Annotated in this window: 24 protein-coding genes and 1 pseudogene; 9 read left to right on the plus strand and 16 right to left on the minus strand. The window is 67.4% G+C overall.

The features are described from left to right. The first annotated feature begins 43 nt into the window (after positions 1-43). A complete protein-coding gene (locus ASC91_RS03360; RefSeq protein ID WP_056192078.1) occupies positions 44-526 on the plus strand; it encodes a GNAT family N-acetyltransferase in 483 nt (160 codons plus the stop codon). Here the strand turns inward: ASC91_RS03360 and ASC91_RS03365 are convergent. Genes ASC91_RS03365 through ASC91_RS03375 form a run of 3 tightly spaced genes read right to left on the minus strand, consistent with a single transcriptional unit; the run spans position 498 to position 3579 of the window. Next, the gene (locus tag ASC91_RS03365) at positions 498-1103 is read right to left on the minus strand and encodes a M15 family metallopeptidase (protein ID WP_082532375.1); all 606 of its coding nucleotides are present in this window, start codon (positions 1101-1103) and stop codon (positions 498-500) included. The genes ASC91_RS03360 and ASC91_RS03365 overlap by 29 nt on opposite strands. Beyond that, complete coding sequence (locus ASC91_RS03370) at positions 1100-1999, minus strand: LysR family transcriptional regulator (RefSeq protein ID WP_056192080.1); 900 nt, start codon at positions 1997-1999, stop codon at positions 1100-1102. The genes ASC91_RS03365 and ASC91_RS03370 overlap by 4 nt, the downstream gene beginning before the upstream one ends. Further along, positions 1996-3579, minus strand: coding sequence for an ABC transporter substrate-binding protein (locus ASC91_RS03375; protein ID WP_056192082.1), 1584 nt, complete (start codon positions 3577-3579; stop codon positions 1996-1998). Before ASC91_RS03375 ends, ASC91_RS03370 begins: the two co-directional genes overlap by 4 nt. Positions 3580-4070: 491 nt before the next feature. On the opposite strand from ASC91_RS03375, the gene ASC91_RS03380 reads away from it, so the two are divergent. The 3 genes from ASC91_RS03380 to ASC91_RS03390 all read left to right on the plus strand — a co-directional run bounded on the left by ASC91_RS03380 (position 4071) and on the right by ASC91_RS03390 (position 9395). Next, on the plus strand, positions 4071-7064 hold the full coding sequence (locus tag ASC91_RS03380) for a hypothetical protein (RefSeq protein ID WP_056192085.1): 2994 nt from the start codon (positions 4071-4073) through the stop codon (positions 7062-7064). Between the two features lie 298 nt (positions 7065-7362). Further along, positions 7363-8253, plus strand: a complete 891-nt coding sequence (locus ASC91_RS03385) for an alpha/beta fold hydrolase (protein WP_056192087.1) — start codon at positions 7363-7365, stop codon at positions 8251-8253. 89 nt (positions 8254-8342) lie between these two features. Beyond that, complete coding sequence (locus tag ASC91_RS03390; protein ID WP_056192651.1) at positions 8343-9395, plus strand: homocysteine S-methyltransferase family protein; 1053 nt, start codon at positions 8343-8345, stop codon at positions 9393-9395. 3 nt (positions 9396-9398) lie between these two features. Here the strand turns inward: ASC91_RS03390 and ASC91_RS03395 are convergent, their stop codons facing one another. Genes ASC91_RS03395 through ASC91_RS03405 form a run of 3 tightly spaced genes read right to left on the minus strand, consistent with a single transcriptional unit; the run spans position 9399 to position 11672 of the window. Further along, a complete protein-coding gene (locus tag ASC91_RS03395) occupies positions 9399-10547 on the minus strand; it encodes a hypothetical protein (protein ID WP_157281077.1) in 1149 nt (382 codons plus the stop codon). Positions 10548-10566: 19 nt separating this feature from the next. Continuing rightward, complete coding sequence (locus ASC91_RS03400) at positions 10567-11076, minus strand: hypothetical protein (RefSeq protein ID WP_056192094.1); 510 nt, start codon at positions 11074-11076, stop codon at positions 10567-10569. Then, complete coding sequence (locus tag ASC91_RS03405; protein ID WP_056192097.1) at positions 11073-11672, minus strand: RNA polymerase sigma factor; 600 nt, start codon at positions 11670-11672, stop codon at positions 11073-11075. Before ASC91_RS03405 ends, ASC91_RS03400 begins: the two co-directional genes overlap by 4 nt. A gap of 151 nt (positions 11673-11823) precedes the next feature. On the opposite strand from ASC91_RS03405, the gene ASC91_RS03410 reads away from it, so the two are divergent. From ASC91_RS03410 to ASC91_RS03425, 4 genes are all read left to right on the plus strand, one after another. Next, on the plus strand, positions 11824-12237 hold the full coding sequence (locus ASC91_RS03410) for a VOC family protein (RefSeq protein WP_056192100.1): 414 nt from the start codon (positions 11824-11826) through the stop codon (positions 12235-12237). Between the two features lie 2 nt (positions 12238-12239). Beyond that, positions 12240-12695 carry a hypothetical protein gene (locus tag ASC91_RS03415; protein WP_056192103.1) on the plus strand — a complete coding sequence of 152 codons (456 nt, stop codon included), beginning with the start codon at positions 12240-12242 and terminating at the stop codon, positions 12693-12695. Positions 12696-12721: 26 nt separating this feature from the next. After that, positions 12722-13873: a methionine aminotransferase gene (locus ASC91_RS03420; RefSeq protein ID WP_056192105.1), complete on the plus strand. Its 1152-nt coding sequence runs from the start codon at positions 12722-12724 to the stop codon at positions 13871-13873. A 107-nt stretch (positions 13874-13980) separates the two neighbouring features. Next, positions 13981-14664, plus strand: coding sequence for a type IV pili methyl-accepting chemotaxis transducer N-terminal domain-containing protein (locus tag ASC91_RS03425; RefSeq protein WP_056192108.1), 684 nt, complete (start codon positions 13981-13983; stop codon positions 14662-14664). A 4-nt stretch (positions 14665-14668) separates the two neighbouring features. Here ASC91_RS03425 and ASC91_RS03430 read toward each other — a convergent pair whose 3' ends face one another. Next, positions 14669-15043: a MerR family transcriptional regulator gene (locus ASC91_RS03430; protein WP_056192111.1), complete on the minus strand. Its 375-nt coding sequence runs from the start codon at positions 15041-15043 to the stop codon at positions 14669-14671. A gap of 76 nt (positions 15044-15119) precedes the next feature. Here ASC91_RS03430 and ASC91_RS03435 point away from each other — a divergent pair, with 76 nt between their 5' ends. Continuing rightward, the gene (locus tag ASC91_RS03435; RefSeq protein WP_056192114.1) at positions 15120-15521 is read left to right on the plus strand and encodes a hypothetical protein; all 402 of its coding nucleotides are present in this window, start codon (positions 15120-15122) and stop codon (positions 15519-15521) included. A gap of 1 nt (position 15522) precedes the next feature. On the opposite strand, the gene ASC91_RS03440 is transcribed toward ASC91_RS03435, so the two are convergent. The 9 genes and pseudogenes from ASC91_RS03440 to ASC91_RS03470 all read right to left on the minus strand — a co-directional run bounded on the left by ASC91_RS03440 (position 15523) and on the right by ASC91_RS03470 (position 22818). After that, on the minus strand, positions 15523-15930 hold the full coding sequence (locus tag ASC91_RS03440) for a type II toxin-antitoxin system VapC family toxin (protein ID WP_056192117.1): 408 nt from the start codon (positions 15928-15930) through the stop codon (positions 15523-15525). Between the two features lie 6 nt (positions 15931-15936). Next, the gene (locus ASC91_RS28685; protein ID WP_082532378.1) at positions 15937-16191 is read right to left on the minus strand and encodes an AbrB/MazE/SpoVT family DNA-binding domain-containing protein; all 255 of its coding nucleotides are present in this window, start codon (positions 16189-16191) and stop codon (positions 15937-15939) included. Between the two features lie 147 nt (positions 16192-16338). Further along, a complete protein-coding gene (locus tag ASC91_RS03445) occupies positions 16339-16941 on the minus strand; it encodes a hypothetical protein (RefSeq protein WP_056192119.1) in 603 nt (200 codons plus the stop codon). A gap of 21 nt (positions 16942-16962) precedes the next feature. Beyond that, positions 16963-17103 (minus strand): annotated as a pseudogene (locus ASC91_RS29195) (Zn-dependent hydrolase); the annotation flags it as partial. 3 nt (positions 17104-17106) lie between these two features. Beyond that, on the minus strand, positions 17107-18192 hold the full coding sequence (locus tag ASC91_RS03450) for a hypothetical protein (protein ID WP_056192122.1): 1086 nt from the start codon (positions 18190-18192) through the stop codon (positions 17107-17109). Between the two features lie 5 nt (positions 18193-18197). Continuing rightward, positions 18198-19454: a Zn-dependent hydrolase gene (locus tag ASC91_RS03455; protein ID WP_056192125.1), complete on the minus strand. Its 1257-nt coding sequence runs from the start codon at positions 19452-19454 to the stop codon at positions 18198-18200. 10 nt (positions 19455-19464) lie between these two features. Beyond that, entirely contained in the window at positions 19465-19818 is a 354-nt protein-coding gene (locus tag ASC91_RS03460; protein WP_056192128.1) for a VOC family protein, read from the minus strand. Positions 19819-19900: 82 nt separating this feature from the next. Beyond that, positions 19901-21352, minus strand: a complete 1452-nt coding sequence (hydA, locus tag ASC91_RS03465) for a dihydropyrimidinase (protein ID WP_056192131.1) — start codon at positions 21350-21352, stop codon at positions 19901-19903. Next, on the minus strand, positions 21349-22818 hold the full coding sequence (locus tag ASC91_RS03470; protein WP_056192134.1) for an NCS1 family nucleobase:cation symporter-1: 1470 nt from the start codon (positions 22816-22818) through the stop codon (positions 21349-21351). Before ASC91_RS03470 ends, hydA begins: the two co-directional genes overlap by 4 nt. Positions 22819-22835 lie beyond the last annotated feature (17 nt).

Raw genomic sequence — 22835 nt, forward strand, 5'->3', positions numbered from 1 at the left:
TCAGGCGAGTTATGCCTTCCCTACAAGCCATGGAGCCATTTGCTTGACGAGCATCGCCTTTGAATCTGCCAACCAGCCGGAGGTCATCGCCCTCATCGCCGAGTTGGACGCCTACCAGGACACCCTTTATCCGCCCGAAGCCCGGTATGCCTTGGACCTGGCTTCGCTGACCCAGCCGAACGTCGTCTTCGCCGTGGCCCGGGATACGGTGGGGCGGGCCGTGGGCTGCGGCGCAGTCGTGCTGACCCCGGAGTTCGGCGAGCTCAAGCGCATGTTCATCAGCCCGGCGGCACGTGGTCAGGGGCTGGCCCAGCGGCTGCTGTCTGAGCTGGAAGCCGAAGCGGCCGCTCGGGGTTGCAGGCTGGTGACGCTGGAGTCGGGGCCCTACCAGCTCGAAGCGCTGGCGCTGTATGCCCGATGCGGCTACGTCCGCCGCGGGCCCTACGGCGGCTATGCCGACGATCCCTTGAGCGTCTTCATGGAGAAGCGCATCGACGTCAAAGCACCCGCGGCAGATCCCGCCTGACCGCCACGCGGTCGCCGAAGTCGAAATGCCACCACTCGGTGGTGATGCCGTGAAAGCCCGCCTCGCGCATCGCTGCGCGCAGCCAGCCACGCTCCACAAGGTGTTCGGGCGTCAGCGCCCCCAGCGCCAGATGCTCGGCTTCATGATCGGGGTGGGAGGCCAGCGTCATCTCGTCGAAGCCGCTGCCCATGTCGACCTCGCGGCCTTGCGGGTCGAGCAGCGTCAGGTCCACGGCCATGCCAAAACTGTGGATGGAGCCGCGCTCGGGGTTGGCGAGATACATCGTCAACGGCGTGCCCTGCAGCTCGTCCCACAGGCGCTGTTGCACGCGCTGGGGGCGCAGGGCGTCCAGCACGAGCAGGCGGTAGCCGGGGCGGCGTTCGTGCAGCCAGGCGGCGGCCTGCTCCAGCGCGTCCGCGGCCTCGCGGCGCAGCCAGGCGCAATCGATGCCGGCATACACCGAGTGGCCGACGAAGTTGTCGGCCGTCGCGTAGCGCAGATCCACGGCGATGCCGTGCTGCAGCGAGGCGAGCGGGCGGAAGTCCGAATGCGAGGCAATGTCTTCGATGCGAATCACGGCAGTCGAGAAAGGTGTTCGTGCGCAGCGGCCGTGATGAACTTGACCAGGCGGCGCGAGGCCTGGCCCAGCGGCGCGCTGGCGGCGCTGAGCAGATAGAGCTGCACCGGCACGGTGGGTGACAGCGGCCGCACGCGGACCTTGCTGGCGTCGGCGCTGGCGGCGGTGAAGGGGTCCACCAGCGTCATGCCGACGCCGGCCTCGACGAGGGCGCGTGCGAGCTGGTAGGTCTGCACGGTGATGCGGCTGGCCAGCGGCTGGCCCAGGGCCTCGCCGGCGTGGTGCAGCAGGCCGGCGAGCGGGTCGTCGCTCTGCAGGCCGACGATCTCGGTGCGGATGTCGGCCAGGCCCAGCGGCCCCTCGCCCTTGGCCTCGGGGCTGTTCAAGGGGCACAGGGCAACCATGGCGCCGCTGGCGATGACCTCGGCCTTGATGCCGGGGTGGCGCGGGTCCTGCAGCGACAGGGCCAGGTCGGCCTCGCCCAGCAGCAGCGCCGAGACGATCTCTCGCGTGTGATGGGTGGCCAGCGAGCAGCTCGCGTTCGGGTAGGCCTTGCACCAGGGCGTCATCGCGGCGGGCACGATGGCCATCGCGAGGGCTGGTGTGGCAACGAGGCGCACCTGTTCGCTCTCGCCGCTCTTCAGGTTGGCCGCCAGGCGGCGGATGCCGACGAGGTCGCGGTTGAGCTTGTCGATCTCGACGAAGAGGCGCTGCGCCTCGGGCGTCGGGTAGAGCTTGCCGCGCACGCGGTCGAACAGGGCCATGCCGAGCTGCAGCTCGCAGTGCTGCAGCACCTTGGTCACGGCCGGCTGGGAGATGTGCAGCAGCTGGGCCGCACCGCTGATGGTGCCGGCCTGCATGATGGCGTGGAAGACTTCTATATGTCGGAGTCTCATTTCCGGTAGACGCCCTCGAAGTTGACGCTGCCATTCGGCGCCATCTTGAAACCGACGACGTCCTTGCGGATGGGGATGTAGACGGTGGAGTGGGCCATCGTGATCCAGGGCCGCTCGTGCTTGAAGATCTCCTGGGCCTTCTCGTACAGCGCGACGCGCTTCTTCTGGTCGGGCGTCGCGCGGGCTTCGTCGATGAGCTTCTCGAATTCGGCGTTGCAGAACTTGATGCCGCTCTTGTTGGCCGCGCAGCTCAGGTTGGGCGTCAGGAAGTCGTCCGCATCCCCGGTCTCGCCGCTCCAGCCACTCATGTAGACGTTGTGCTCGCCGTTGTTGGCGCGCTTGAGGTACTCGCCCCACTCGAAGGTCTTGATGCTGGCCTTGACGCCGATCTTGGCCCAGTCCTGCTGGATCAGCTGGGCCATCAGCTGGCCGTTCGGGTTGGTCGGGCGCTGCACGGGCAGGGCCCAGAGGTCGATCTCGAAGCCGTTGGGAAAGCCCGCCTTGGCCAGCAGCGCCTTGGCCTTCGCCGGGTCGAACTCGTTCTTCAGCTTCTTGTTGTAGCCGGGGATGGCGGGCGGGAAGGCGCTGACGGCCTGCATGGCGTCGCCGCGCGGGAACAGGGTCTTGAAGATGGCGTCGCGGTCGACGGCAATGTCCAGGGCCTCGCGCACCTCGCGCTTGTCCGTGGGCGGCTTCTTCAGGTTGAAGCTCAGGTAGGAGATGTTGAGCGCCTGGATCTTCTCGATGCTGATGTTGGCGTTGTTCGCCAGCGGGGCAATGTCGACGTCGCGCAGGGCTGCCGTTACATGGCATTCGCCGGCGGCGATCTTCTGCACGCGCACATTGGGCTCACGGCTGATGCTGAAGACCAGATTCGACGTGGGCTGCTTGCCGCCCCAGTAATCTGGGTGCGCTTCCATACGCAGCACGTCGTCCTTGGCATAACTTTTGAAGCGAAAGGGCCCCGCGCCGACCGGCTGCACATTGATTTGCGAGGCCTTTCCTTCCTTCAGTAGCTGCGCGGCGTACTCGGCGGACTGGATGCCCGCCCAGGCGAAGGCGAAGTTTGCGACGAATGTCACATTGGGCTGACGGAGCCGGAAACGAATTGTGCGGTCGTCGATTTTGTCGATGCCCTCGATCAGCTTGGCCAGTCCAAGGTTCTGTGGGTAGATGAAATTTGCCGGAAACGCCCTGTTGAACGGGTGGTTGGGGTCGATGAAGCGTTGAAAAGTGAACAGCACATCATCTGCATTGAGGTTGCGGGTGGGCCTGAACCAGGGGGTGGTGTGGAACTTCACGCCGTCCCGCAATCTGAAAATGAAGCTCTTCGCGTCGGGCGAGATTTCCCAGCTTGTGGCGAGCTTGGGGATCAGCTCCGTCGTGGGTCGTTTGAAGCCAAGCAACCCGTCGAACATCTGTGCGCTGACCGTGTTGGTGCTAGCGCTGTCCCACATTCCAGGGTCAAAACCTTCCGGACTGGCGTCGGCGCAGTAGATCAGCGGCTTGTTTTGGGCTTGCACCGCAGGCGCGCTGGCCAGCGCAACCAGGGTCAGCAGGGCGAAGTGCAGGGGCTTCATGACGGTGGCTTTTCAGAGGGAGAACGGGCGGGAATTGTTTGGAGCACGACCCGTCGCGGCAAGGGCGGCGAAGGTCGAGACGCATAACCCAAACTTATACCCTCCGCGCCCCCTAGTTCGTAACGTTTAGCCACGGTCCCGTCAGGGCCTGCCATCAGAATCCGTTCCGCCCCCCTAGGCCACCCCCCTAGTACCGAAGTGCAGCGACGTTCGCTGCTAAGGATTGCTTTTCCATGACTGACCCCCAGCGCCGTAAATTCCTCCAGTATTCAGCCGCTCTTGGCGGAGCTGTTCCCTTGGCCGGTTGCGGTGGTGGAGGGGGAGAGGCCATGGCCGAGGCGACTGCGTCGGACGGAGCGACCGTCACTGCTTCGGTGATCAAGCTGCCCACGACCGCTCCTGCCCCCGCACCCGTTCCGGCTCCGCCCCCGGCTCCAGCTCCGGCCCCCGCACCTGTGGCCACTCCGACGCTCGGCCTGTTTACTGGCGCGATGCAGTTCAGCTTGGTCAGTACCAAGACGCAAGCCAAGGCGCCCTTCAGCCTGGGCTTCGCCTTCAAGCGCGGCGACATCCCGGCGGGCAGCACGGTGGGCTCTAGCCTGTCTGTGTTGCAGGTCACACCACGTACGACCTGGCCTGACGGCTCCCTGAAGTTCGCCCAGATCGCCGGCTTTGCCGACCTGACGGCCAACAGCTTGCTGACCGTGCGGCTGCGTCGCGTTGCAGCCAGCGCTGGCAGCGCTGCGCTGCTGACCGTTGCGGACCTGAAGAAAACTGGCATCACCGCCGAGGTTGGCGCCGGCAGCCTCGGCACGGCCAGCTTTGGCGCCGCCGACTGGGATGCGCCGCAGGCCACCTGGGTCAGTGGCGCGCAGATGTCGTCCTGGGTCTTCCGCAAGCCGGTGGGCAGTGACGCCCACCTGGTGGCCTGGCTGGAGGTGCGCCTGTTCGCTGGCGGCGCTGTCGAGGTGCTGCCCTGGATCGAGAACGGCTACCTGATGGTGGCGGGCCCGACCAGCAAGGCGGCGACCTACACCTTCAAGATCAATGGCACGCAGCGTTTCTCGGCCACCATCGACCTGTCCCACCATTGCCGCACGGCGCTGATCAACGGCACGGCCCTGTCCTACTGGCTAGGCACCGACCCCGACGTGACGCCGCGCCATGACCTGGCCTATCTGCAGGCCACCGAGCAGGTGCCGACCTACAGCGCCCGCGTGGACGCCAATGGCGCCGTCGCCCAGTGGCTGGTGACCAGCTACACGCCGCTGGACAAGGCCAATTTCACCTACGCAGGCGACTCCATGGCGGCCACCGGCTACCAGGAACCCATCGGCCTGCTGCCGATGCATGACGCGCTTTATCTGACCTGCGAAAGCAGCAACACCTATGCGGCCGTGGTGCGCAACGGCTTCGCGGCAGGTCGCTATCCGCTGTTCTATCGCGACGAGAAGACGCAGCGCCCGATCCGCTTTTCCCAGTACCCCAACCTGGTGTTGCACAAGGACAGCCGCGTCAGCGACCTCGGCAGTTCAACGCGCAGCCAGTTCACGCCCCAGCCTACCGGCACGCAGTCGCCGCGCTGGGACTGCGCCCACAGCCCGTCGGTGGGTTATATGGCCTATCTGGTCACGGGCCGCTGGTACTTCATGGAGCAGGTGCAGTTCGCCGCCACGCTGAACTACCTGAGCAAGGCCGACGAGCCCAATATGCGCCGTGGCTCGCAAGGCCTGGTGCAGTCCTGCTTCGGCGGCTGGCAGACCCGTTCCGCTGCGTGGCAGTGGCGCGCTCTGACGCAGGCGCTGAACGTGACGCCGGACGACGACACCACGCTGCGCCAGGAGTTCATCAACTGCGTGCAGTCCAACATCGAGAACTTCCACGCCGTCTACGTCGCCCAGCCCAACAACCCCTATGGCTGGATCCAGCCGGGCGAGGGCTACGAGAACATCATGCAGTTCGGTGCGGTCTGGCAGCAGGACTTCGTCACCGCCGCCTTCGGCTACTCGTTGTCCATGGGTCTGCCGGTACCGGCGGCCGTCGAAACCAAGCACGCGGCCTTCTTCCGCTGGAAGGCGCGCAGCGCCGTCATGCGCCTGGGGCCGGCCACCGGCTTCTGGTACGTGAATGCGGCCGTGTACACCATGAGCATCTCGCCTGTTGCGGTGCCCGACTTCCAGACCGGCAAGGGACCCTGGTATCCCAACGATGCGGCCGTCTACCTGGCCAGCTATGCCAGCCTACCGGCCTGGTTCGGCGCCGTTGAAGGCAAGCTGGCGGGCGAGATCATGCCGGGCGATCGCGCGGCCTGGGGCAACCTGACGACGGCCATGGCCTATGCAGTCAGGCATGGCGTCGACGGCGCCGCCACCGCCTACCAGCGCCTCATTTCGGCCAGCAACTATCCGGCGCTGCGAGATGCCTTCAACAGCGCGCCGGTCTGGTCGGTGGCGCCGGCGCGGGTCATTCCAACCTGGCTGGCCAGCAAGCCCTTGAACACCTGGTTCGAGATCCCCGGCACGGCTGGCGCCGGCGGCGCGGCAGTCGATGCCTACAGCGGCATCGCCATCAACGACCGCACCAGCGAAATCATCATCGCGGCGGCCGGTGGCCATACCGATTCCTATGACAACCGGGTCGTCTCCATCAGCCTCGCGTCGGACGCGCCGACCTGGAAGGTGCGCTTGGCGGCCAGCAAGAGCTACGCGCAGAATGTTGCCCACTACACCGATGGCATGCCGTCGTCGCGCCATATCTACAGCACGGCTCATTTCATTCCGCAGATCAACCGCCTGATGCTGTTCGGTGCGCGCGGTGTGTACGGTTCATCCTGGGACTTTGCCAAGGTCGACGCCTTCAACCTCGACACCAACACCTGGGACAAGGCCGGCACCTGGGCCGACATGCCCTCGGGCTATTACGGTGCTGCGCAGATCCGCGCGACCGGCGAGGTTGTCAGCACCGGCCTGAAAAAGTGGTCGCCCGTCGATAAGAAGTGGACGGACCTCGTCACCAACCCCGTGGGTGACGCGGTGCGCTGGCCCATCGCCTTCGATGCGCGACGCAACCAGATGTTCTGCCTGCAATGGGGCGACGGCCAGGGCTTCGACCCGCAACGCATGGTGGCCAGCCGCGTTCCGCTGGGCAGCGGCCAGCAGATCGCCGTCACATTCAACGCCAGCAGCGCGCTGACGCAATGGCAGAACGAAAAGCCGAGCTATGCGGCGATGGACTATGACCCGGACAGTGACCGCTTCCTGTTCTACAGCGGCCAGGGCGAAGCGGCGGGCCGTGTCTACGTCGTCACGCCCAATGACAGCAATGTCTGGGACATGAGCCTGCTCAATGGTGGCAGCCAGAAGATCGCGCCCACCCCCGACAACGGCAGCGGCCTGCAGAACCGCATGCGCTACGTGCCGGCTCTGCGTGGCTTCGTGCTGCTGACGCGTGGCAGCGCCAACCTCTACTTCCTGCGCACGGCCTGACATGCAGCCCCTCGTCCGGCCGCACACCGCTGAACGCGGTGCGACCGACCGGTCTTGCAGACCGCGCTGCGGCAGTGCCGCAGCCCTTCGGCAGGCACATGGCGCCCACTGGGCGCCATGTGTCCGGCCTCAGCCCCCGGGGGGCGGCGATGCTTGCGGCATCGAACCGCAAGCACATCGCCAGCGCGGGCCGGCTCGGGAGCGGCCCAGCGCTCGGCCCGCAAGATGTTGACCCCGTCGGCTGCGGCACCGGCACTGCGCCGCGGACAACTGAAGGTGGCGGCAGAATCGGTCCACGATGTGGGCCGACTTCCAACCGCTAACCGTTCAGCGCGACGGCGTCACGCTGTTCGCCCGCCAGGGCGGCCCGTCGGCATCCGGCAGACCGCCCTTGCTGCTTTTGCACGGCCACCCGCAGACCATGGCGATGTGGCACCGGGTTGCGCCCACCTTGGCGAAGACGCGACGCGTCGTGCTGATGGACCTGCGCGGCTATGGCGACAGCGACCGCCCACCGGCCGGTGAGGGCAGCGCGGCCTATGCCAAGCGAGAAATGGCGCGGGATGCCATCGCGCTGATGCAGTCCCTGGGCCATGAGCGCTTCGCCGTGCTCGCCCATGACCGCGGCGCGCGCGTGGCCCACCGGCTGGCGCTGGACCACCCCCAGGCTGTGACAAGACTGATGCTGCTGGACATCGCGCCCACGCTGGCCATGTACGAGGGCACGACCGAGCCTTTTGCGCGTGCCTACTGGCACTGGTTCTTCCTGATCCAACCGGCGCCGCTGCCGGAGCGCCTGATCGAGGCTGATCCGATCGCCTATCTGCGCGACGGCATGGGCCGGCGCGGCAGCGGCTTCTTCGACAAGCGGGCCTGGGCGGAATACGAGCGCTGTATGGTGCGACCGGGTTCGGCCGCGGGCGTCTGCGCCGACTACCGTGCCAGCGCCGGCATCGACCTCGAACACGACCGTGCCGACCGCGCCGCGGGCCGGCGTGTGATTCCGCCGCTGCGTGTGCTGTGGGGCGCCAATGGCGTGGTGGGGCGTTGCTTTGACCCGCTCAAGCTCTGGCAGGCGGCGGCCGAACACGTCAGCGGCCGCGCCGTCGACAGCGGCCATTACATCGCCGAAGAAGTGCCCGAGGTGGTGCTGGGCGAGGCGCAAGCTTTTTTCAACGACGAGCAGTGACGCAGAACATCGCCGTGATCGCTGGCGACGGCATCGGCCGAGAAGCCATGCCAGCGGTTCGTGCGTCCGGAGCCTGCGAAAATGGCGGCATGAAGTCCATTGCTTACACCCGCGCCCAGGGCCTGCCCGCCCTGCTCCAGCAACGCATCGCCGTGCTCGACGGTGCGATGGGCACCATGATCCAGCGCTACAAGCTGGTCGAGGCCGATTACCGCGGCGAGCGTTTCAAGGACCACCACAAGGACCTGAAGGGCAACAACGAGATGCTGATGTTCACGCGGCCCGACGTGCTCAGCGAGATCCACGAGCAATACCTCGCCGCCGGCGCCGACCTGATCGAGACCAACACCTTCGGCGCGACCTCGGTCGCCCAGGAGGACTACGACCTCGCCGGCCTGGCCTACGAGATGAACGTCGAGGCCGCCAAGCTGGCCCGCGCGGCCTGCGACAAGTACTCGACGCCCGACAAGCCGCGCTATGTGGCAGGCGCCCTGGGCCCCACGCCCCGCACCGCGTCGATCAGCCCCGATGTCAACGACCCGGGCGCACGCAACGTCGACTTCGACACCCTGCGGGCCGCCTACTACGAGCAGGCCAAGGGGCTGCTGGAAGGCGGATGCGACCTCTTCCTGGTCGAGACCATCTTCGACACGCTCAATGCCAAGGCCGCCATCTTTGCGCTGGACGAGCTGATGGAAGACACCGGCGAGCGCCTGCCCGTCATCATCTCCGGCACGGTGACCGACGCCTCCGGCCGCATCCTGTCCGGCCAGACGGTGACCGCCTTCTGGCACTCGGTGCGCCACGCCCGGCCCATCGCCATCGGCCTGAATTGCGCCCTGGGTGCGACGCTGATGCGGCCCTACATCGAGGAGCTGTCCAAGGTGGCGGGCGACGTGGCGGTGAGCTGCTACCCCAACGCCGGCCTGCCCAACCCAATGAGCGACACCGGCTTCGACGAGACGCCGGACGTGACCGCGCGGCTCGTGGGCGAGTTCGCCAAGGCCGGCTTCCTGAATATCGCCGGCGGCTGCTGCGGCACCACGCCCGACCACATCGCGGCGATTGCCAAGGCCGTGTCGGCCTACAAGCCGCGCGTCAGCGGCGAGAAGTTCTTCAGCCAGATGCTGGCGGCGGCCTGAGCCTCAGGAGGCGCGGTTCGGCGCGCTTGCTGGCTTGGCGCTGCGCCGCGGGCTCTCGCTGAATTCCGCCGGCGGCTTCATCAGCGCCGGGTCGGGCTCACCCCGCTTGATCTTCTCCAGCCGGTAGTTCTGTTCGCCCACCCGCGGGTCGGCGTCGCGGCTCTGCACGGTCAGCATTAGCTCGGGGCTGCGCCAGACCTCGCGCGTGCTGACGATGGGCTTCTCGTTGCCGATCTTGCCGGCCTCGATGGTCCAACTGGTGCGCTCGCCGGTGACCTTGAGACCGTCGATCTCCTTGGGCGCCAGTGCCGTCGTCGTGCCGCCTTCGCGCGGCAGCATGGGGCCAGGCAGCAGCAGCGGCATGGGCGGCACCGGCGGCGTGGGCACCATCAGCGGTGTGGGTGGGGCGGGCATGGCAGGCGGCGCGGGCATTTCGCTGGCGCGGATGACGCGCAGCTCACGGCGACGCTCGACGGCGCTGGCACCCGGTGCGGGTGTTGTCATCAGCTCCTGCTCGATGACGATGCCCGGCTCACCGGCCATCGCCCGGGCGCGCACGCGCTCCGCATCCACGCTGCGCGCCCGCTCGGCGACCCGACCTCCCCATTCCTTCCAGCGCGCCGCCTGTTCCTTCATGCGCTCGCCCCAGTCCTGCATCGAAGCTTCCCAGGCGGCATGGGCCGCCGCGTCGGCGCCAGGCGCCCAGGCCGCGTTGCTGCGCAGTCGCTGCACGCGTTTCTGGTCGGGGTAGACGACCCAGCTCTCCTTGGCCACCGGGTCGTTCAGGTAGATGGCCTTGGGGCCGCCTTCGCGCTGCACCTCGCGGCGAGTGCGGCCCTCGCCGTCGCGGCAGAGCTGGCTTTGCTGCTTGCGCACGATGCGGTTGCCGTCACCCAGCGTCTGTACGTTCTCGTGCACGGCGGTGGCGCAGTAGGGCGCGCCCCTGACGACGCGCTCGCTCTCCAGCTCGCGGCCGGCGAAGCTCAAGGCCTGGTCGCCCAAAGCGATGCGCACGGGCATGTCAGACAGGGCGATCTGCACGCTGCGCTCGATATCCCGTTCGAAATCGCGCTCGATCAGGCGGTCGGCCTCCAGCGCGGTGGCCGAGGCCGCCAGGGCCAACAGCGCCAGGCCGGTGATGGGTTTCTTCATGTCGTTCTCCGTCGTCAAGTCAATTCAGGATGCGCACGGCCAGCACCTGGCCGCTCGGGTTCAGCATCAGTTCGGCGCGCACCGTTTCGTCGGCGCGTGCGGCGTCAAAGGGCAGGCCCAGCAGCGCCAGGCGCTCGCGCGGCAGTTCGGTGGGCTGCAGCCACACGGCGGCGCTGCGCTCGGCCGTCAGCGCGGCCTGGAACTCGCGCTCGGACACCAGCGGGATGAAGCCGCTGCCGGCCGTGGCGGCCTGGGCGGTCTGGCTGCCCGGCGGGTCGAGCAAAAGCATGGCGCTCAACAGCACGGCGGCCGTGGCGCCGAGCGCGCCGCTGCCCCAGGCGAGACGGCGCAGCCAGCGCGGCTCATGGGCTTCGGCCCTTTCAGCCGCCATGCGGCGCACGCGCAGCAGGTGCTGCTGCTCGGCCAAGCAGGCAAGTACGGCGGCGTCCTGTTCCGCGCCGGGTTGCAGCTTGGAAAAGTCCGCGCGGGCTGGCAGCAGCCAGGCTGGCGTGTCGTTGTCGATGCTCATGGTCGTTCTCCCACGGCCAGCAGGTCGGCCAGCCGCTGGCGGGCGCGGTGCAGGCGGGTGCGCAGCGCGTCGACGCTGACGCCGGCAATCGCCGCGGCGTCGTCGTAGCTGCGCTCCTGCAGGTCCACCAGCACGATGGCCTCGCGCTGCGGCCAGCTCAGCCGGCGGATGGCGGCCCAGAGGCCATCCTGCTGCTGGTTTTGATTCAAACGCGTGTCGCTGCTCGGCATGAGCTCGGCGGTGTCGTCGGTGTCGAGCGAGTCGTCCAGCGGCACGTGGCGGCGTGCGTCGCGCCACTGGGTCAGCAATTGGTGCCTGGCCATGCCGGCGAGGTAGGCGCCGAGCGAGCCGCGGCCGGGCTGGTAAGCCTGCGGGCCGCGCAGCAGCTGGGCAAAAGCCTCCTGCACGGCGTCCAGCGCGGTGGCCTCGTCGCCGGCCAGGGCCAGCGCGTAGCGATACACCGAGCCGCTCTCGCGCCGGTAGAGCAGGGCCAGCGCATCGGCATCGCCATTGGCCACGCGGGCCATCAGGGCGGCCTCGTCCCCTGACGCCGAAGCGGCCGGCGCGACAAAGCCGAGGCGGGTCAGCCAGCTCATTCCGGGCAGCATGGTGTGAGGGCCTGCGGGGTTTGCATGCCTCTATTGAGCGTGGGCAGGCCCTTTCGTTACTCCGGACAAACCCGCCGTCACTTTCAGCACAGGCCCGGCGCGGCATGATGCTGCGCACCGAAAAAAGGAGAACGCCGCGATGCTGAAGCTGCAAGGCATTGACCACCTCGTGCTGCGTGTCATCGACCTGGACACGATGGTGCGCTTCTACGTCGACACGCTGGGCTGCTCGATCGAGCGCCGCCAGGACGAGATCGGCCTGGTGCAACTGCGTGCCGGCCACTCGCTGATCGACCTCGTGCCGGTGGACGGCAAGCTCGGCCGCATGGGTGGCGCAGCGCCCGGCGCCGAGGGTCGCAACATGGACCACTTCTGCCTGCGCGTCGAACCCTTCGACGCGGCAGCCATCCGTGCCCACCTGGTTTCTCACGGTGTCGAAGCCGGCAAGACCGAGAGCCGCTACGGCGCCGAAGGCGAGGGGCCGTCCATCTATCTGAGCGACCCCGAAGGCAATGTCGTCGAACTCAAGGGCCCGCCCGGGAGCATCACATGAGCATGAAACCACTGACCCGCGCCATCTTCTGGGGCGGCCTGCTGGCCGGCACCGGCGACCTGATCTTTGCGCTGAGCTACTACGGCATGAAGCTGCGCGTTTTCCAGGGCGTCGCCGCCGGCCTTATCGGCCGCGAGGCGGCCTTTGGCGGCGGGCCGGAGACCTTTGCGCTGGGCGTGGCGCTGCACTACGGCATCGCATGGATCTGGGCCGCCATCTTCTGCGTGGTGGCGCTGCGCCTGCCCGTCCTGCTGCGCAATGCGACCGCCGCCGGCCTGGCCTACGGCTTTGTCGTCTACTTCGGCATGAACAACGTCGTGCTGCCGCTGTCGGCCCTGCACACGCCGTTCTGGCCGCCCAAGCTGGATGCGGCGGCGATTGCGGCGCATTGCTTCGTGTTCGGGTTGCCCATCGCGCTGGCGGCGCGGCGTTGTCTGCTGGGCCCGCCAGTGCGTTGAAACCTGGCGCCGGCAGAATTGCCGCCATGCCCGTCCTGCCCACCAAGTTGCCGAACACCGGCACCACCATCTTCACCGTCATGTCGGCCCTGGCCGCCGAGCATGGCGCCGTCAACCTCGGCCAGGGTTTCCCGGACTTCGGTGCCGACCCGGCGCTCATGCAGGCCGTCACCGACGCGATGGCCGCCGGCCACAACCAGTACCCGCCGATGACCGGCGTGCCGGCGCTGCGCCAGGCCGTGGCCGCCAAGCTGAATGCGCTCTACGGCTCGGCCTACGACGCGGACCGCGACATCACGATCACGGCTGGCGGCACGCAAGGCCTGATCACGGCGTTGCACAGCTGCGTTGGCGCAGGTGATGAGGTCATCATCATCGAGCCGGCCTACGACAGCTACGACCCGGCCATCCGCCTGGCCGGCGCGGTGCCCGTCGGCGTGCCGATGACTCTGGACTACCGCATCGACTGGACGGCGGTGCGCGCAGCCATCACGCCGCGCACGCGGGCGCTGGTGATCAACACACCGCACAACCCCAGTGGCCGCATCGCGACCGCCGAGGACCTGCGCGAGCTGGAGCGCATCGCCGAAGCGCACGACCTCTTCATCGTCAGCGACGAGGTCTACGAGCACATGGTGTTCGACGGTGCGCCGCATGAGAGCGTGGCGCGTTACCCCGGCTTGCGCGAGCGCAGCTTCCTCGTCAGCAGCTTTGGCAAGACTTTTCACGTAACGGGTTGGAAGGTCGGCTTCGTCGCCGCGCCGCCAGCGTTGAGTGCGGCCTTCCGGCGCCTGCACCAGTACACGGTGTTCACGGTCCACACGCCGACGCAGCACGCCATCGCGGCCTACCTCGCCAACCCGGCCCCCTGGCAAGGCCTGAGCGACTTCTATCAAGCCAAGCGCGATGGCTTCCGCGCCGCGTTGGAAGCCACGCCGCTGAAGCTGCTGCCCTGCGAGGGCACCTACTTCCAGACGGTGGACTACAGCGCGGTGTCGGATCGGTCCGAGCTGGACTTCGCCAAATGGCTGACCACCGAGGTCGGCGTCGCTGCCATCCCGTTGTCGGTCTTCTACCAGCAGCCGCAGGAGCGAGGGCATGTGCGGTTCTGCTTTGCGAAGCGGGACGAGACCTTGGCACTGGCGACGCAGCGTTTGCAACGTGGCTTGCCCCGCTGAAGGGCGCCCGTCCCTGGCGCTGGCACGCTCCGTGCAAACCCGAGGTCACATGACCGGCACGCCCGCTGTACGAGGCGTCGGTCGAGAACCAGTTCACGGAGTCCTTCATGTTGCACCACACGCGTGCGCTTGCCGATGCACCAAAGCGGGCGTCTGCTGCACCCAAGCAGACCGCGGGCGAGCTGTTCGGCAAGACCATCAACCTGTCGGGCCGCCGCCGCTTCACGTCGCAGCGCGTCGTGCTCTATGCAGTGCTCGCCTCGCAGGGCCGCGACGGTGCACTGACCATTGCCCGCGACGCACTGACCACCTTCGGCGACGCACATGGGGCGCTGCTGCAGGGCGAGCTGTCACCCGACGCGCTGGGCGGCGAGCTGAAACAGGCCTATTTCGGCCCTGACCGCGCCAACGAGCGCATCGTCGGCTTCATCGAACTGGCCCGGCGCGCCATCGAGGCCATCTCGGCCAGCGCACACAGCGCACCGGCCCTGCTTGAGGAACTCGTCGAGGCCGCGACGCCGCTGCTTGCCACGCTGAACCGGTTGACCCAGATCTACGAAGACCTCGCCCGCCAGCAGGCCGCCTCGGCCAAGAAACAGCTGACGGCCGTCATGGGCGACATCGAGCTCATCGCCAGGCATGCGCGCATCGTGTCCTTCAACGCCCAGGTCGTCGCGGCGCGGGCGGGCACCTCGGGCCGCGAGTTCGCGGTCGTGTCGGGAGAGTTCACGCAGATCACCGGCAAGCTCGACGGCCTGGTGCGCGAGGCCGTGAGAAGCGCGGTGGCTTGATCGGTCAGGCGGTAGGTCGCAGCGGGCAGCTCGCGCCTGTCTCGGGAGTCTCGGCCAACCGCATGGACAGCTCGGCCCTCAGCCCCTGCAACGCCGCAATGCGCGCGTCGATGTCTGCCAGTTTGCGCGCCAGCGCCGCCCGCAGCGCCGGGCCGGCCTCTTCACCCTGGGCGAGCAAGGGCATGTCGGCCGCGATCTCGGTCAGCGTGAAGCCCAGCTGCTGGGCCGTGCGCACATAGCCCAGCCATTGCACGGTCTCCTCGGGGTAGTCGCGGTAGCCGTTGTCAGCGCGGCGCGCCTGCAGCAGCCCGCGCTTCTCGTAGAAGCGCAGGCTGTCGCGGCTCAGGCCGGTCAGTGTGGAGAGGGTGCCGATGAGCATGGGGCATCCGAAATGGCTTGACCTTGGAGTGTGGTCCAAGGTCGAGCATGCGCACGTCCCTGTTTCGTGCCTCTCCATGCCTGCTTTCAGCAACTCCAGTTTCCTGCGCGTCGTCTGGTTCAGCGCACTCTACGACCTCATCGTCACCGCGCCCTTTGCGACGCCCTGGACCTTCGAGCTGAACCGGGCGCAGCTGAGCGCCATCAACCAAGCCCTGGGCGGCCAGCCGCTGCCGCCTTTCGACCCGATGCAGACGCTGTTCGCGGTGCTGATGGGCAGCGTCGTGATGGTCTGGGCGGTACTGCGGCTGCGCGGTCCGACGCAGCAGTTCGGCCGCTATGACGCGGCGGCGCGGGTACTGTTCGGCGTTTGGATGGGGTGGGCCTGGATGCAGTCGGGCGCGCCGGTGCTGCTGCTGTTCATCGTGCCGGAGATGGCCTGGGCGGTCGTGCAGGCATGGCGGGTACGGCGGGCCTGATTCAGGCCAGTTTCACAGGCACCGCAAGTGCCGCTTTCGCGGCTCGCCTGGCCAGGGCCTTGTCGAATGTCACGAAGCCCGTGCATCTTCCGCTGCGAGCAACGTGCAACGCGTCGGCGAAATCGAGTTTGTGCGACTCACAGGCCTCAAGCGCCGTGAGCATCTCGTCACGGCCTTCCAGATGCACGTTTGGCATGCCTGCGAGCGCGCGCAGCACGCGGATCACGTCGGCGCTCGAGAGTTCGTAGAACCCCCTCAGCACCCACTCGAATTCCAGCGCCACGGTGAGGCTGACAAACGCACGGCCCGCCATTGCCTGGATGGCGGCCGGGCGCTGTTTGCCGGCTTCTGGGTCGTCGGGATCGTTGACGAAGAAGCGGGCGAGTACGTTGGTGTCGACGGCCTTCATCGCGCTTCAGCGACGGGCCTTGGTCGTCAGCGAGGCTGGATCGAAGTCCGACAACTTGCGCGGCTTGCCCCGTGAAGGTGCTGTCACCATGCCGGCAAGATCGCCCGCGGCGGCCGTAGACACGGTGCGTTGAAGTCGCAGCCTCAGGCCGTCGGGCTCTTCGGTGATTTCTAGCCGGGCGCCCGGGTTAAGGCCGAGGCGCCGGCGAAGGGCGGCGGGGAGAACCACCTGGCCTTTGGCGGAGACGAGGACGGATGACATGGTGCGGCTCTTGGCAACGAGTGGGTGTAGCTTACCAAGTAAGGCGTTGTGAGGTTCATAGGATTCCCGTCGCGCCTGAGGCGGGGTAGGGCGCCCCGCGGATCACGAATTCGAAATCCGCGCGGGTCGCGACCCGCCCTACCGGGGCTATTTCTTGAAGAGGCTGGCGAACGCCTGATCCATCAGGCCAGGCATGTTTTTGCCAGTTTTCGGATCAATTCGGAGCGTGTCATCAGGGCAGTGGACCAACGAAGGCGCCGCGAGAAGCGTTCGAGACTGCTCAAACTGGCTGAACAAAAAAGTCCTGTAAGAGGCAATAACCTCCGAAGTCCTCAAGTCGATGACCTCGTGCGATGAAGAGCGCAGTCGTAGCTCGTTCGGTACGTCCTCCAAGCGAAACCGATGCTCGTAGAAGACGGGCTCATTCAGATTCGCCGCGGTCTCGACGTAGCCGGGGTCAGTCACAGTGTGCTTCTCCTGCCTGTACACGTCGTAGGTCAGGCCGTCCTGCTCGTTGCGATATCGGACGAACTTGACGGCCTCAAAGCTCAATGGGTATCGAACGCTCGCAACGTGGCCTTCACGAACCATCCAACCCGCATCTCGCTCCAGCAATTGGTTGCCATGCATTCCCCCTTGGGCCGCGCACACGGTTTTAAAGCGGTAGTAGCCCCAAAGGTTGTCGGCGAAGAGCAGCCCAACTGCTAGGACGACGCTGCCGCACCAAATCAGTTTTCGCCTCCACTGCATTCCGCATTCTCAAGCGAAGCGTCAGCCCGCCCGTTCCAGCATCGTCTGCAACAACACATTGCACCCCGCCTCGATGTGCTCCGGCTTGGCGTCCTCGATCTCGTTGTGGCTGATGCCGTCCTTGCAGGGGATGAAGATCATGCCGGCCGGGCCCGCTCTTGCCGCCTACCGGGGCCGCAGTTGCACATCGACGACCCGCAGGCTGGGACTGAGGGCGCGCTCGGTGCCGGGTAGCACGCGCACGTCGCTGAAGGCCTGGCTCATGGAGCGCACCCGCTGCACGGCGTCTTCGGCGCTCAAGCCGCTTCTCAGGCCGAGTTGTGCGATGCAGGCGCCGTCGCGACAGTCGACCTTGTTCACATCCGCGGACGGGTGTCGCCAAGACGTCAACTCCTGCTCCACCCACTGGCGGCTGGGCTGGCTGGTGGCACCGGGCCGCTGAGGCAGCACGAGGTCGACGACGTAGGCGCTGGCGGTCTGTACCGGCGACGCCGGGACTTCGTAGGCCACCCCCGCCGCCCGCAACTTGTCTTCAAGGCGCACCAGGTCCCGCGGCGTGGCCGAGACCTTGGCGCGCACGGCCGTCTCATCCGCGACGATGTTGCCCACCCGCAGCCCGGTACTGCCCAGCAGCCGGCGCGCCTCCGCCACGCGGGCGGGCTCCGCCACCGGCGCCGGCTCGGGTCTGAACACGGCCACCAGGCCCTCGGGCCACGCCAGCCGGTCGGTCGCGGCAGCGCGCGACCAGGGCAGTGGGAGGTCGATCGTGGCCGAGTCGTAGCTGTAGATGCGGGTGGTCTCCCCGCCCTTGAAGCGCACCTCGATCTGCAGGTCGCCGCCGGCGGCGGGCGCCAGGCGGACGATGGAGCGACCGCTGAACAGGCCGTCCCTGACGCGCCGGGACGCGGTGACGGGCCGGCTCAGCACCAGCCAGCCGCCCTCGCAGCGGAAGTCTGCAGGGTTGTTCAAGGTCCACTCGGTGGGTCGGCTGAATCGATCGGGCCGAGCCGGCATGACGCTCAGGCGCAGCGTGGCCCGTGGCGAGCCGCTCAGCGTGAGGCTGGCGCCGGCCGCGTCGCCGCCACCGGTACCGAGCGCTCGCAGCGCGTCACTGACGACGGCGGGGTCGCCGTTGACGGTGAAGCTGCCTGTGACTTCGGGGCAGCTGGGAGGTGCGGCGAAAGCAGCTAGCGGGCAGGCCATCGCCAGCATGGCGAACCTCAACGCGATGCGGCCCGCGCCTGCGCTCACATCAATCAGCCCGCTCGTTCAAGCATCGCCTGCAACAACACATTGCACCCCGCCTCGATGTGCTCGGGCTTGGCGTCCTCGATCTCGTTGTGGCTGATGCCGTCCTTGCAGGGGATGAAGATCATGCCAGCGGGCGCCAACCTCGCCATGTAGACGGCGTCGTGGCCGGCGCCGGAGACCGCGCGCATATTGCTGTAGCCCAGCGCATCGGCGGCCTTCTGCACGGCGGCGATGCAGTCGGCGTGGAAGGGCTGGGCCGGGTAGGCGCTGACGGGCGTGATCTCGATGGGCAGGCCGCTGTCGGCACTCAGCTTGGCGGCGACGGCGCGGATGTCGGCGTCCATCGCCTCGCACAGCGCGTCGGTCGCGTTGCGCAGGTCGATGCTGAACTTGACGCGGCCGGGGATGACGTTGCGGCTGTTGGGGTGCACCTGCACCATGCCCACCGTGCCACGGCCGTGCGGCGGGTGTCGGTGGGCGCAGGCGACGACCTCCTGCATCAGCTTGGTCGCGACTTGCAGCGCATCCTTGCGCAGCGCCATCGGTGTGGGGCCGGCATGGGCCTCCATGCCGGTGACGACGCAGTCATACCAGCGGATGCCCAGCACGCCGGTAACGACGCCGATGGTCTTGTCATGGTCCTCCAGCACCGGGCCCTGCTCGATGTGGGTCTCGAAGTAGGCACCGATGGGGTGGTCGCCGGGGATTTGATCGCCGATGTAGCCGATGCGCTCCAACTCGCCCTTGACGGTCTTGCCCTCGGTGTCCGTCGCCGCGTAGGCATGATCGAGCGTGAAGGCCTTGGCGAAGACGCCCGAACCCATCATGACGGGCACGAACCGCGAGCCTTCCTCGTTGGTCCAGAAGGCCACCTCGATGGGCGCCTCGGTCTCGATGCCGTGGTCGTTGAGCGTGCGCACGACCTCGATGCCGGCCAGCACGCCGTAGTTGCCATCGAACTTGCCACCGGTGGGCTGGGTGTCGATGTGGCTGCCAGTCATGATGGGTGGCAGGCTGTTGTTGCGGCCGGCACGGCGCATGAAGCCGTTGCCGATCTGGTCGATGGTGACCGTCATGCCGGCCTCGCGCGCCCAGCGCGTGACGAGGTCGCGACCCTGCTTGTCGAGGTCGGTCAGCGTCAGGCGGCAGACGCCGCCCTTCTCGGTGGCGCCAATCTGGGCCAGTTCCATCAGCGAGTCCCAGAGGCGCTGGCCGTTGACGCGCAGTTGGGTGATGTCGGGCTTGGTGGTGGGCATGTCCATGGTGGACTCCTCAGAGTTTGGTGCCGAAGCGCAGCTTGTTGTGGTCGGGGTCGACGAGCAGGAACTCGCGCACGCCCCAGGGCATGTCTTCGATGGGCTTGACGGGCTTCACGCCCGTGGCAATGAAGGCGGCGTAGACGGCATCGGCATCCGGCACCCAGAAATAGACGGCGCCGCCGGGCGCGCAGTCGCCCGCGTGGCCGGTCAGGAAGATGGTCTGGCCCTCGCGCGTGAGCTGCAGGAACAGCGGCAGTCCCGGCTCGAACTGGTGCTGCCAGTCGATGCTGAAACCGAGCTGGTCGATGTAGAAGGCTTGCGCTCGCGCCGCATCCGTCATGCGCAGCTGAGGGATGACAGTTTGCATGGTCAGCGGCGCCCGGCCGCCCGAAGGCGCTGACGCGCCCCCGCGGGGGGCAGAGAGCGAAGCGAGCGTGGGGGCTTCATGTTCATCGCGCGACGGCAGTCGGCGCGAGATCGTGGGCGCGCTTGGCGGCCGCATCGAACTGCGGGCCGAACGGCGGGCGCTTCAGATAGCGACCCTTGCCTTGTTCCGCCCGCAGCTCGCCCCGAGCGAACACCACGCGGCCCTGCGCGATGGTGTGGCTGGGGATGCCACGCACCGTGCGGCCCTCGAAGATGTTGAAGTCGTTCCTGGAGAACTGTGTCTTGGCGCTCAACGTCTTGATGCCGGCCGGGTCCCACAGCACGAGGTCGGCGTCCGCCCCCTCGGCGATGACGCCCTTGCGCGGGTACATATTGAAGAGCTTGGCCGCGTTGGCCGATGTGATGGCGACGAACTCGCTCGGCGTGAGGCGGCCGGAGTTGACGCCGGCATCCCACAACACGGCCATGCGCTCTTCCACGCCGCCGCAGCCGTTGGGGATCTTGGCGAAGTTGTCCTTGCCGGCGGCCTTCTGGCTGGCGCAGAAGGTGCAGTGGTCGGTCGCCGTCGTGTGCAACTGGCCCGACTGCAGGCCGCGCCACAGGAACTCCTGGTGGATCTTGGGGCGGAAGGGCGGGCTCATCACATAGGCGGCAGCCTTCTCGAACGACGGGTCGCGATAGACGCTGTCGTCGATGAGCAGATGGCCGGCCAGCACCTCGCCGTAGACCCGTTGGCCACGGGCACGCGCACGCGCAATCGCTTCGGCGCTTTCGATGCAGCTGACGTGCACGATGTAGATGGGCACGCCCAGCACGTCGGCAATCGCGATGGCGCGGTTGGCGGCCTCGCCTTCCACCATCGGCGGGCGCGACATCGGGTGGCCCTCGGGGCCGGTGATGCCCATCTTGGCGACCTCGGCCTGCAGCAGGTAGACGAGCTCGCCGTTCTCGGCGTGCACGGTCGGCATGGCACCGAGTTCGAGGGCGCGCTTGAAGCTGTTCACCAGCGTCTCGTCGTCGCACATGATGGCGTTCTTGTAGGCCATGAAGTGCTTGAAGCTGTTCACGCCTTCCTCGCGCACGAGCGTGCCCATGTCGGCGTGGACCTGCTCGCTCCACCAAGTCACGGCGACGTGGAAGGCGTAGTCGGAAGCGCTCTTCTCGGCCCAGCCGCGCCATTGCTGGTAGGCGTCCATCAGCGGCTGCTGCGGGTTGGGGATGACGAAGTCGATGATGGACGTCGTGCCGCCCGCCAGGCCAGCGGCGGTGCCGGTGAAGAAGTCGTCCTGCGTCACCGTGCCCATGAAGGGCAGCTGCATATGCGTGTGCGGGTCGATGCCGCCGGGGATCAGGTACTGGCCGGTGCCATCCAGCGTCGTGGTGCCGGCCGGTGCTTCGCGCGCGGCGCGTTCGCCGATGGCGGCGATGCGGCCGTCGACGCACAGCACATCAGTGCGGGACTCGGCGTCGGCATTGACGACGACGGCGCCTCGGATCAAGAGAGAAGAAGTCATGTCGCGCGCCTTGTGAGCGTTTGGGGTTGGGTCTTGCCGGCCATCAGTGCGGCGTAGACCATGGCCGCCAGTGCTAGACCGGCGAACCAGGCATAGGTATAGACGGCCTTGAAGACCGCGCCGACCTCGGGGAATGCCGCCGGGAAAGCGGCATTCAGGAAGCCGGGGATGTTGGGCGCGACGCCGACGGCGAAGGCAATGACGGCGGCGATGTTCCAGCCGCCGCGGTAGCTGTAGCGGCCGCCTTCGCGGTAGAGCTCTTCCACCACCAGCTCGGTCTTGCGCAGCACGTAATAGTCAACGATGAGGATGCCCGCCACCGGCCCCAGCAGCGCCGAGTAGCCGATCAGCCACGTGAAGATATAGCCCTGCGTGGACTCAAGAATCTTCCACGGCATCATGGCGATGGCGATGCCCGCCGTGAGCATGCCGCCGGTCTTGTAGCTGATGCGCCCCGGCGCCAATGCCGAGAAGTCGTAGGCCGGGCCGACCAGGTTGGCGGCGAGGTTGACGCTGACGGTATCGATCAGCAGCACCAGCAAGGCGATCAGCACCGCGGCACCGGTCATGCGGCTGGCCACGTCCACGGGGTCCCAAAGCGCCTTGCCGTAGATGACGACGGTGGCCGACGTGACGAACACGGCGAGCGCCGCGAGCAGGCCCATCGGCAGCGGCAGGCCGATGGCCTGGCCAATGAGCTGGTCGCGCTGGGTCTTGGCGAAGCGGGTGAAGTCAGGGATGTTCAGCGCCAGCGTCGCCCAGAAGCCCACCATCGCGGTCAGCGACGGCCAGAACACGGCGGAGAACTGGCCGGCCTTCTTGCCGCCTTCGACGAAGGCCGAGGGTTGGTCGAGGATGGGGCCGAAGCCACCGGCCTTGTCCCAGGCCCACCACAGCAGCACGAAGCAGATGACGATCTTGATCGGCGCCGTGTAGGTCTCGAGCTTGCGGATGGCTTCGATGCCGTGCACGACGAACCAGAACTGCAGGGCCCAGAACAGCAGGAAACAGCCCAGCTGCGCAGCGTTGATGCCCAGGCCCGGCAGCGGGTCGCCCGTGAGCGGGTGGCCGATCAGCACGCCGGCCAGCGTGTAGATCATCTGGCCGCCAAACCAGGTCTGGATGCCGTACCAGCCGCAGGCGACCAGCGCCCGCAGCAGCGCCGGCAGCCGCGCGCCCTGCGTGCCGAAGGAGGCCCGCGCCAGCACCGCATATGGGATGCCGTACTTGGCGCCGGCATGGCCGATCAGCAGCATGGGCACCAGCACGATGAGGTTGCCCAGGAAGACCGTGCCGACGGCCTGGCTCCAGCTCATGCCCGACTCGATGAGGCTGGCCGCCAGCGTGTACGCCGGGATGCACATGACCATGCCCACCCACAGTGCTGCAAAGTGGTACCAGCGCCAGGTCCGCTGGGCGGCCGTGGTCGGGACCAGGTCAGGATTGCTCAGCGTCGGATCGTTCATGGTCAGCTTCCGTCGAG

Source organism: Pelomonas sp. Root1237, assembly GCF_001425055.1.
GTDB lineage: Bacteria > Pseudomonadota > Gammaproteobacteria > Burkholderiales > Burkholderiaceae_C > Pelomonas.

Coding starts and splice junctions, on each gene's coding strand:
- ASC91_RS03380 (WP_056192085.1), top strand. CDS start 4,071: ATGCAGTTCAGCTTGGTCAGTACCAAGACGCAAGCCAAGGCGCCCTTC.
- ASC91_RS03415 (WP_056192103.1), top strand. CDS start 12,240: ATGAAACCACTGACCCGCGCCATCTTCTGGGGCGGCCTGCTGGCCGGC.
- hydA (WP_056192131.1), bottom strand. CDS start 21,352: ATGACTTCTTCTCTCTTGATCCGAGGCGCCGTCGTCGTCAATGCCGAC.
- ASC91_RS03460 (WP_056192128.1), bottom strand. CDS start 19,818: ATGCAAACTGTCATCCCTCAGCTGCGCATGACGGATGCGGCGCGAGCG.
- ASC91_RS03385 (WP_056192087.1), top strand. CDS start 7,363: ATGTGGGCCGACTTCCAACCGCTAACCGTTCAGCGCGACGGCGTCACG.
- ASC91_RS03405 (WP_056192097.1), bottom strand. CDS start 11,672: ATGAGCTGGCTGACCCGCCTCGGCTTTGTCGCGCCGGCCGCTTCGGCG.
- ASC91_RS03395 (WP_157281077.1), bottom strand. CDS start 10,547: ATGAAGAAACCCATCACCGGCCTGGCGCTGTTGGCCCTGGCGGCCTCG.
- ASC91_RS03390 (WP_056192651.1), top strand. CDS start 8,343: ATGAAGTCCATTGCTTACACCCGCGCCCAGGGCCTGCCCGCCCTGCTC.
- ASC91_RS03430 (WP_056192111.1), bottom strand. CDS start 15,043: ATGCTCATCGGCACCCTCTCCACACTGACCGGCCTGAGCCGCGACAGC.
- ASC91_RS03375 (WP_056192082.1), bottom strand. CDS start 3,579: ATGAAGCCCCTGCACTTCGCCCTGCTGACCCTGGTTGCGCTGGCCAGC.
- ASC91_RS03400 (WP_056192094.1), bottom strand. CDS start 11,076: ATGAGCATCGACAACGACACGCCAGCCTGGCTGCTGCCAGCCCGCGCG.
- ASC91_RS03425 (WP_056192108.1), top strand. CDS start 13,981: ATGTTGCACCACACGCGTGCGCTTGCCGATGCACCAAAGCGGGCGTCT.
- ASC91_RS03455 (WP_056192125.1), bottom strand. CDS start 19,454: ATGGACATGCCCACCACCAAGCCCGACATCACCCAACTGCGCGTCAAC.
- ASC91_RS28685 (WP_082532378.1), bottom strand. CDS start 16,191: ATGTCATCCGTCCTCGTCTCCGCCAAAGGCCAGGTGGTTCTCCCCGCC.
- ASC91_RS03370 (WP_056192080.1), bottom strand. CDS start 1,999: ATGAGACTCCGACATATAGAAGTCTTCCACGCCATCATGCAGGCCGGC.
- ASC91_RS03440 (WP_056192117.1), bottom strand. CDS start 15,930: ATGAAGGCCGTCGACACCAACGTACTCGCCCGCTTCTTCGTCAACGAT.
- ASC91_RS03470 (WP_056192134.1), bottom strand. CDS start 22,818: ATGAACGATCCGACGCTGAGCAATCCTGACCTGGTCCCGACCACGGCC.
- ASC91_RS03410 (WP_056192100.1), top strand. CDS start 11,824: ATGCTGAAGCTGCAAGGCATTGACCACCTCGTGCTGCGTGTCATCGAC.
- ASC91_RS03445 (WP_056192119.1), bottom strand. CDS start 16,941: ATGCAGTGGAGGCGAAAACTGATTTGGTGCGGCAGCGTCGTCCTAGCA.
- ASC91_RS03420 (WP_056192105.1), top strand. CDS start 12,722: ATGCCCGTCCTGCCCACCAAGTTGCCGAACACCGGCACCACCATCTTC.
- ASC91_RS03435 (WP_056192114.1), top strand. CDS start 15,120: ATGCCTGCTTTCAGCAACTCCAGTTTCCTGCGCGTCGTCTGGTTCAGC.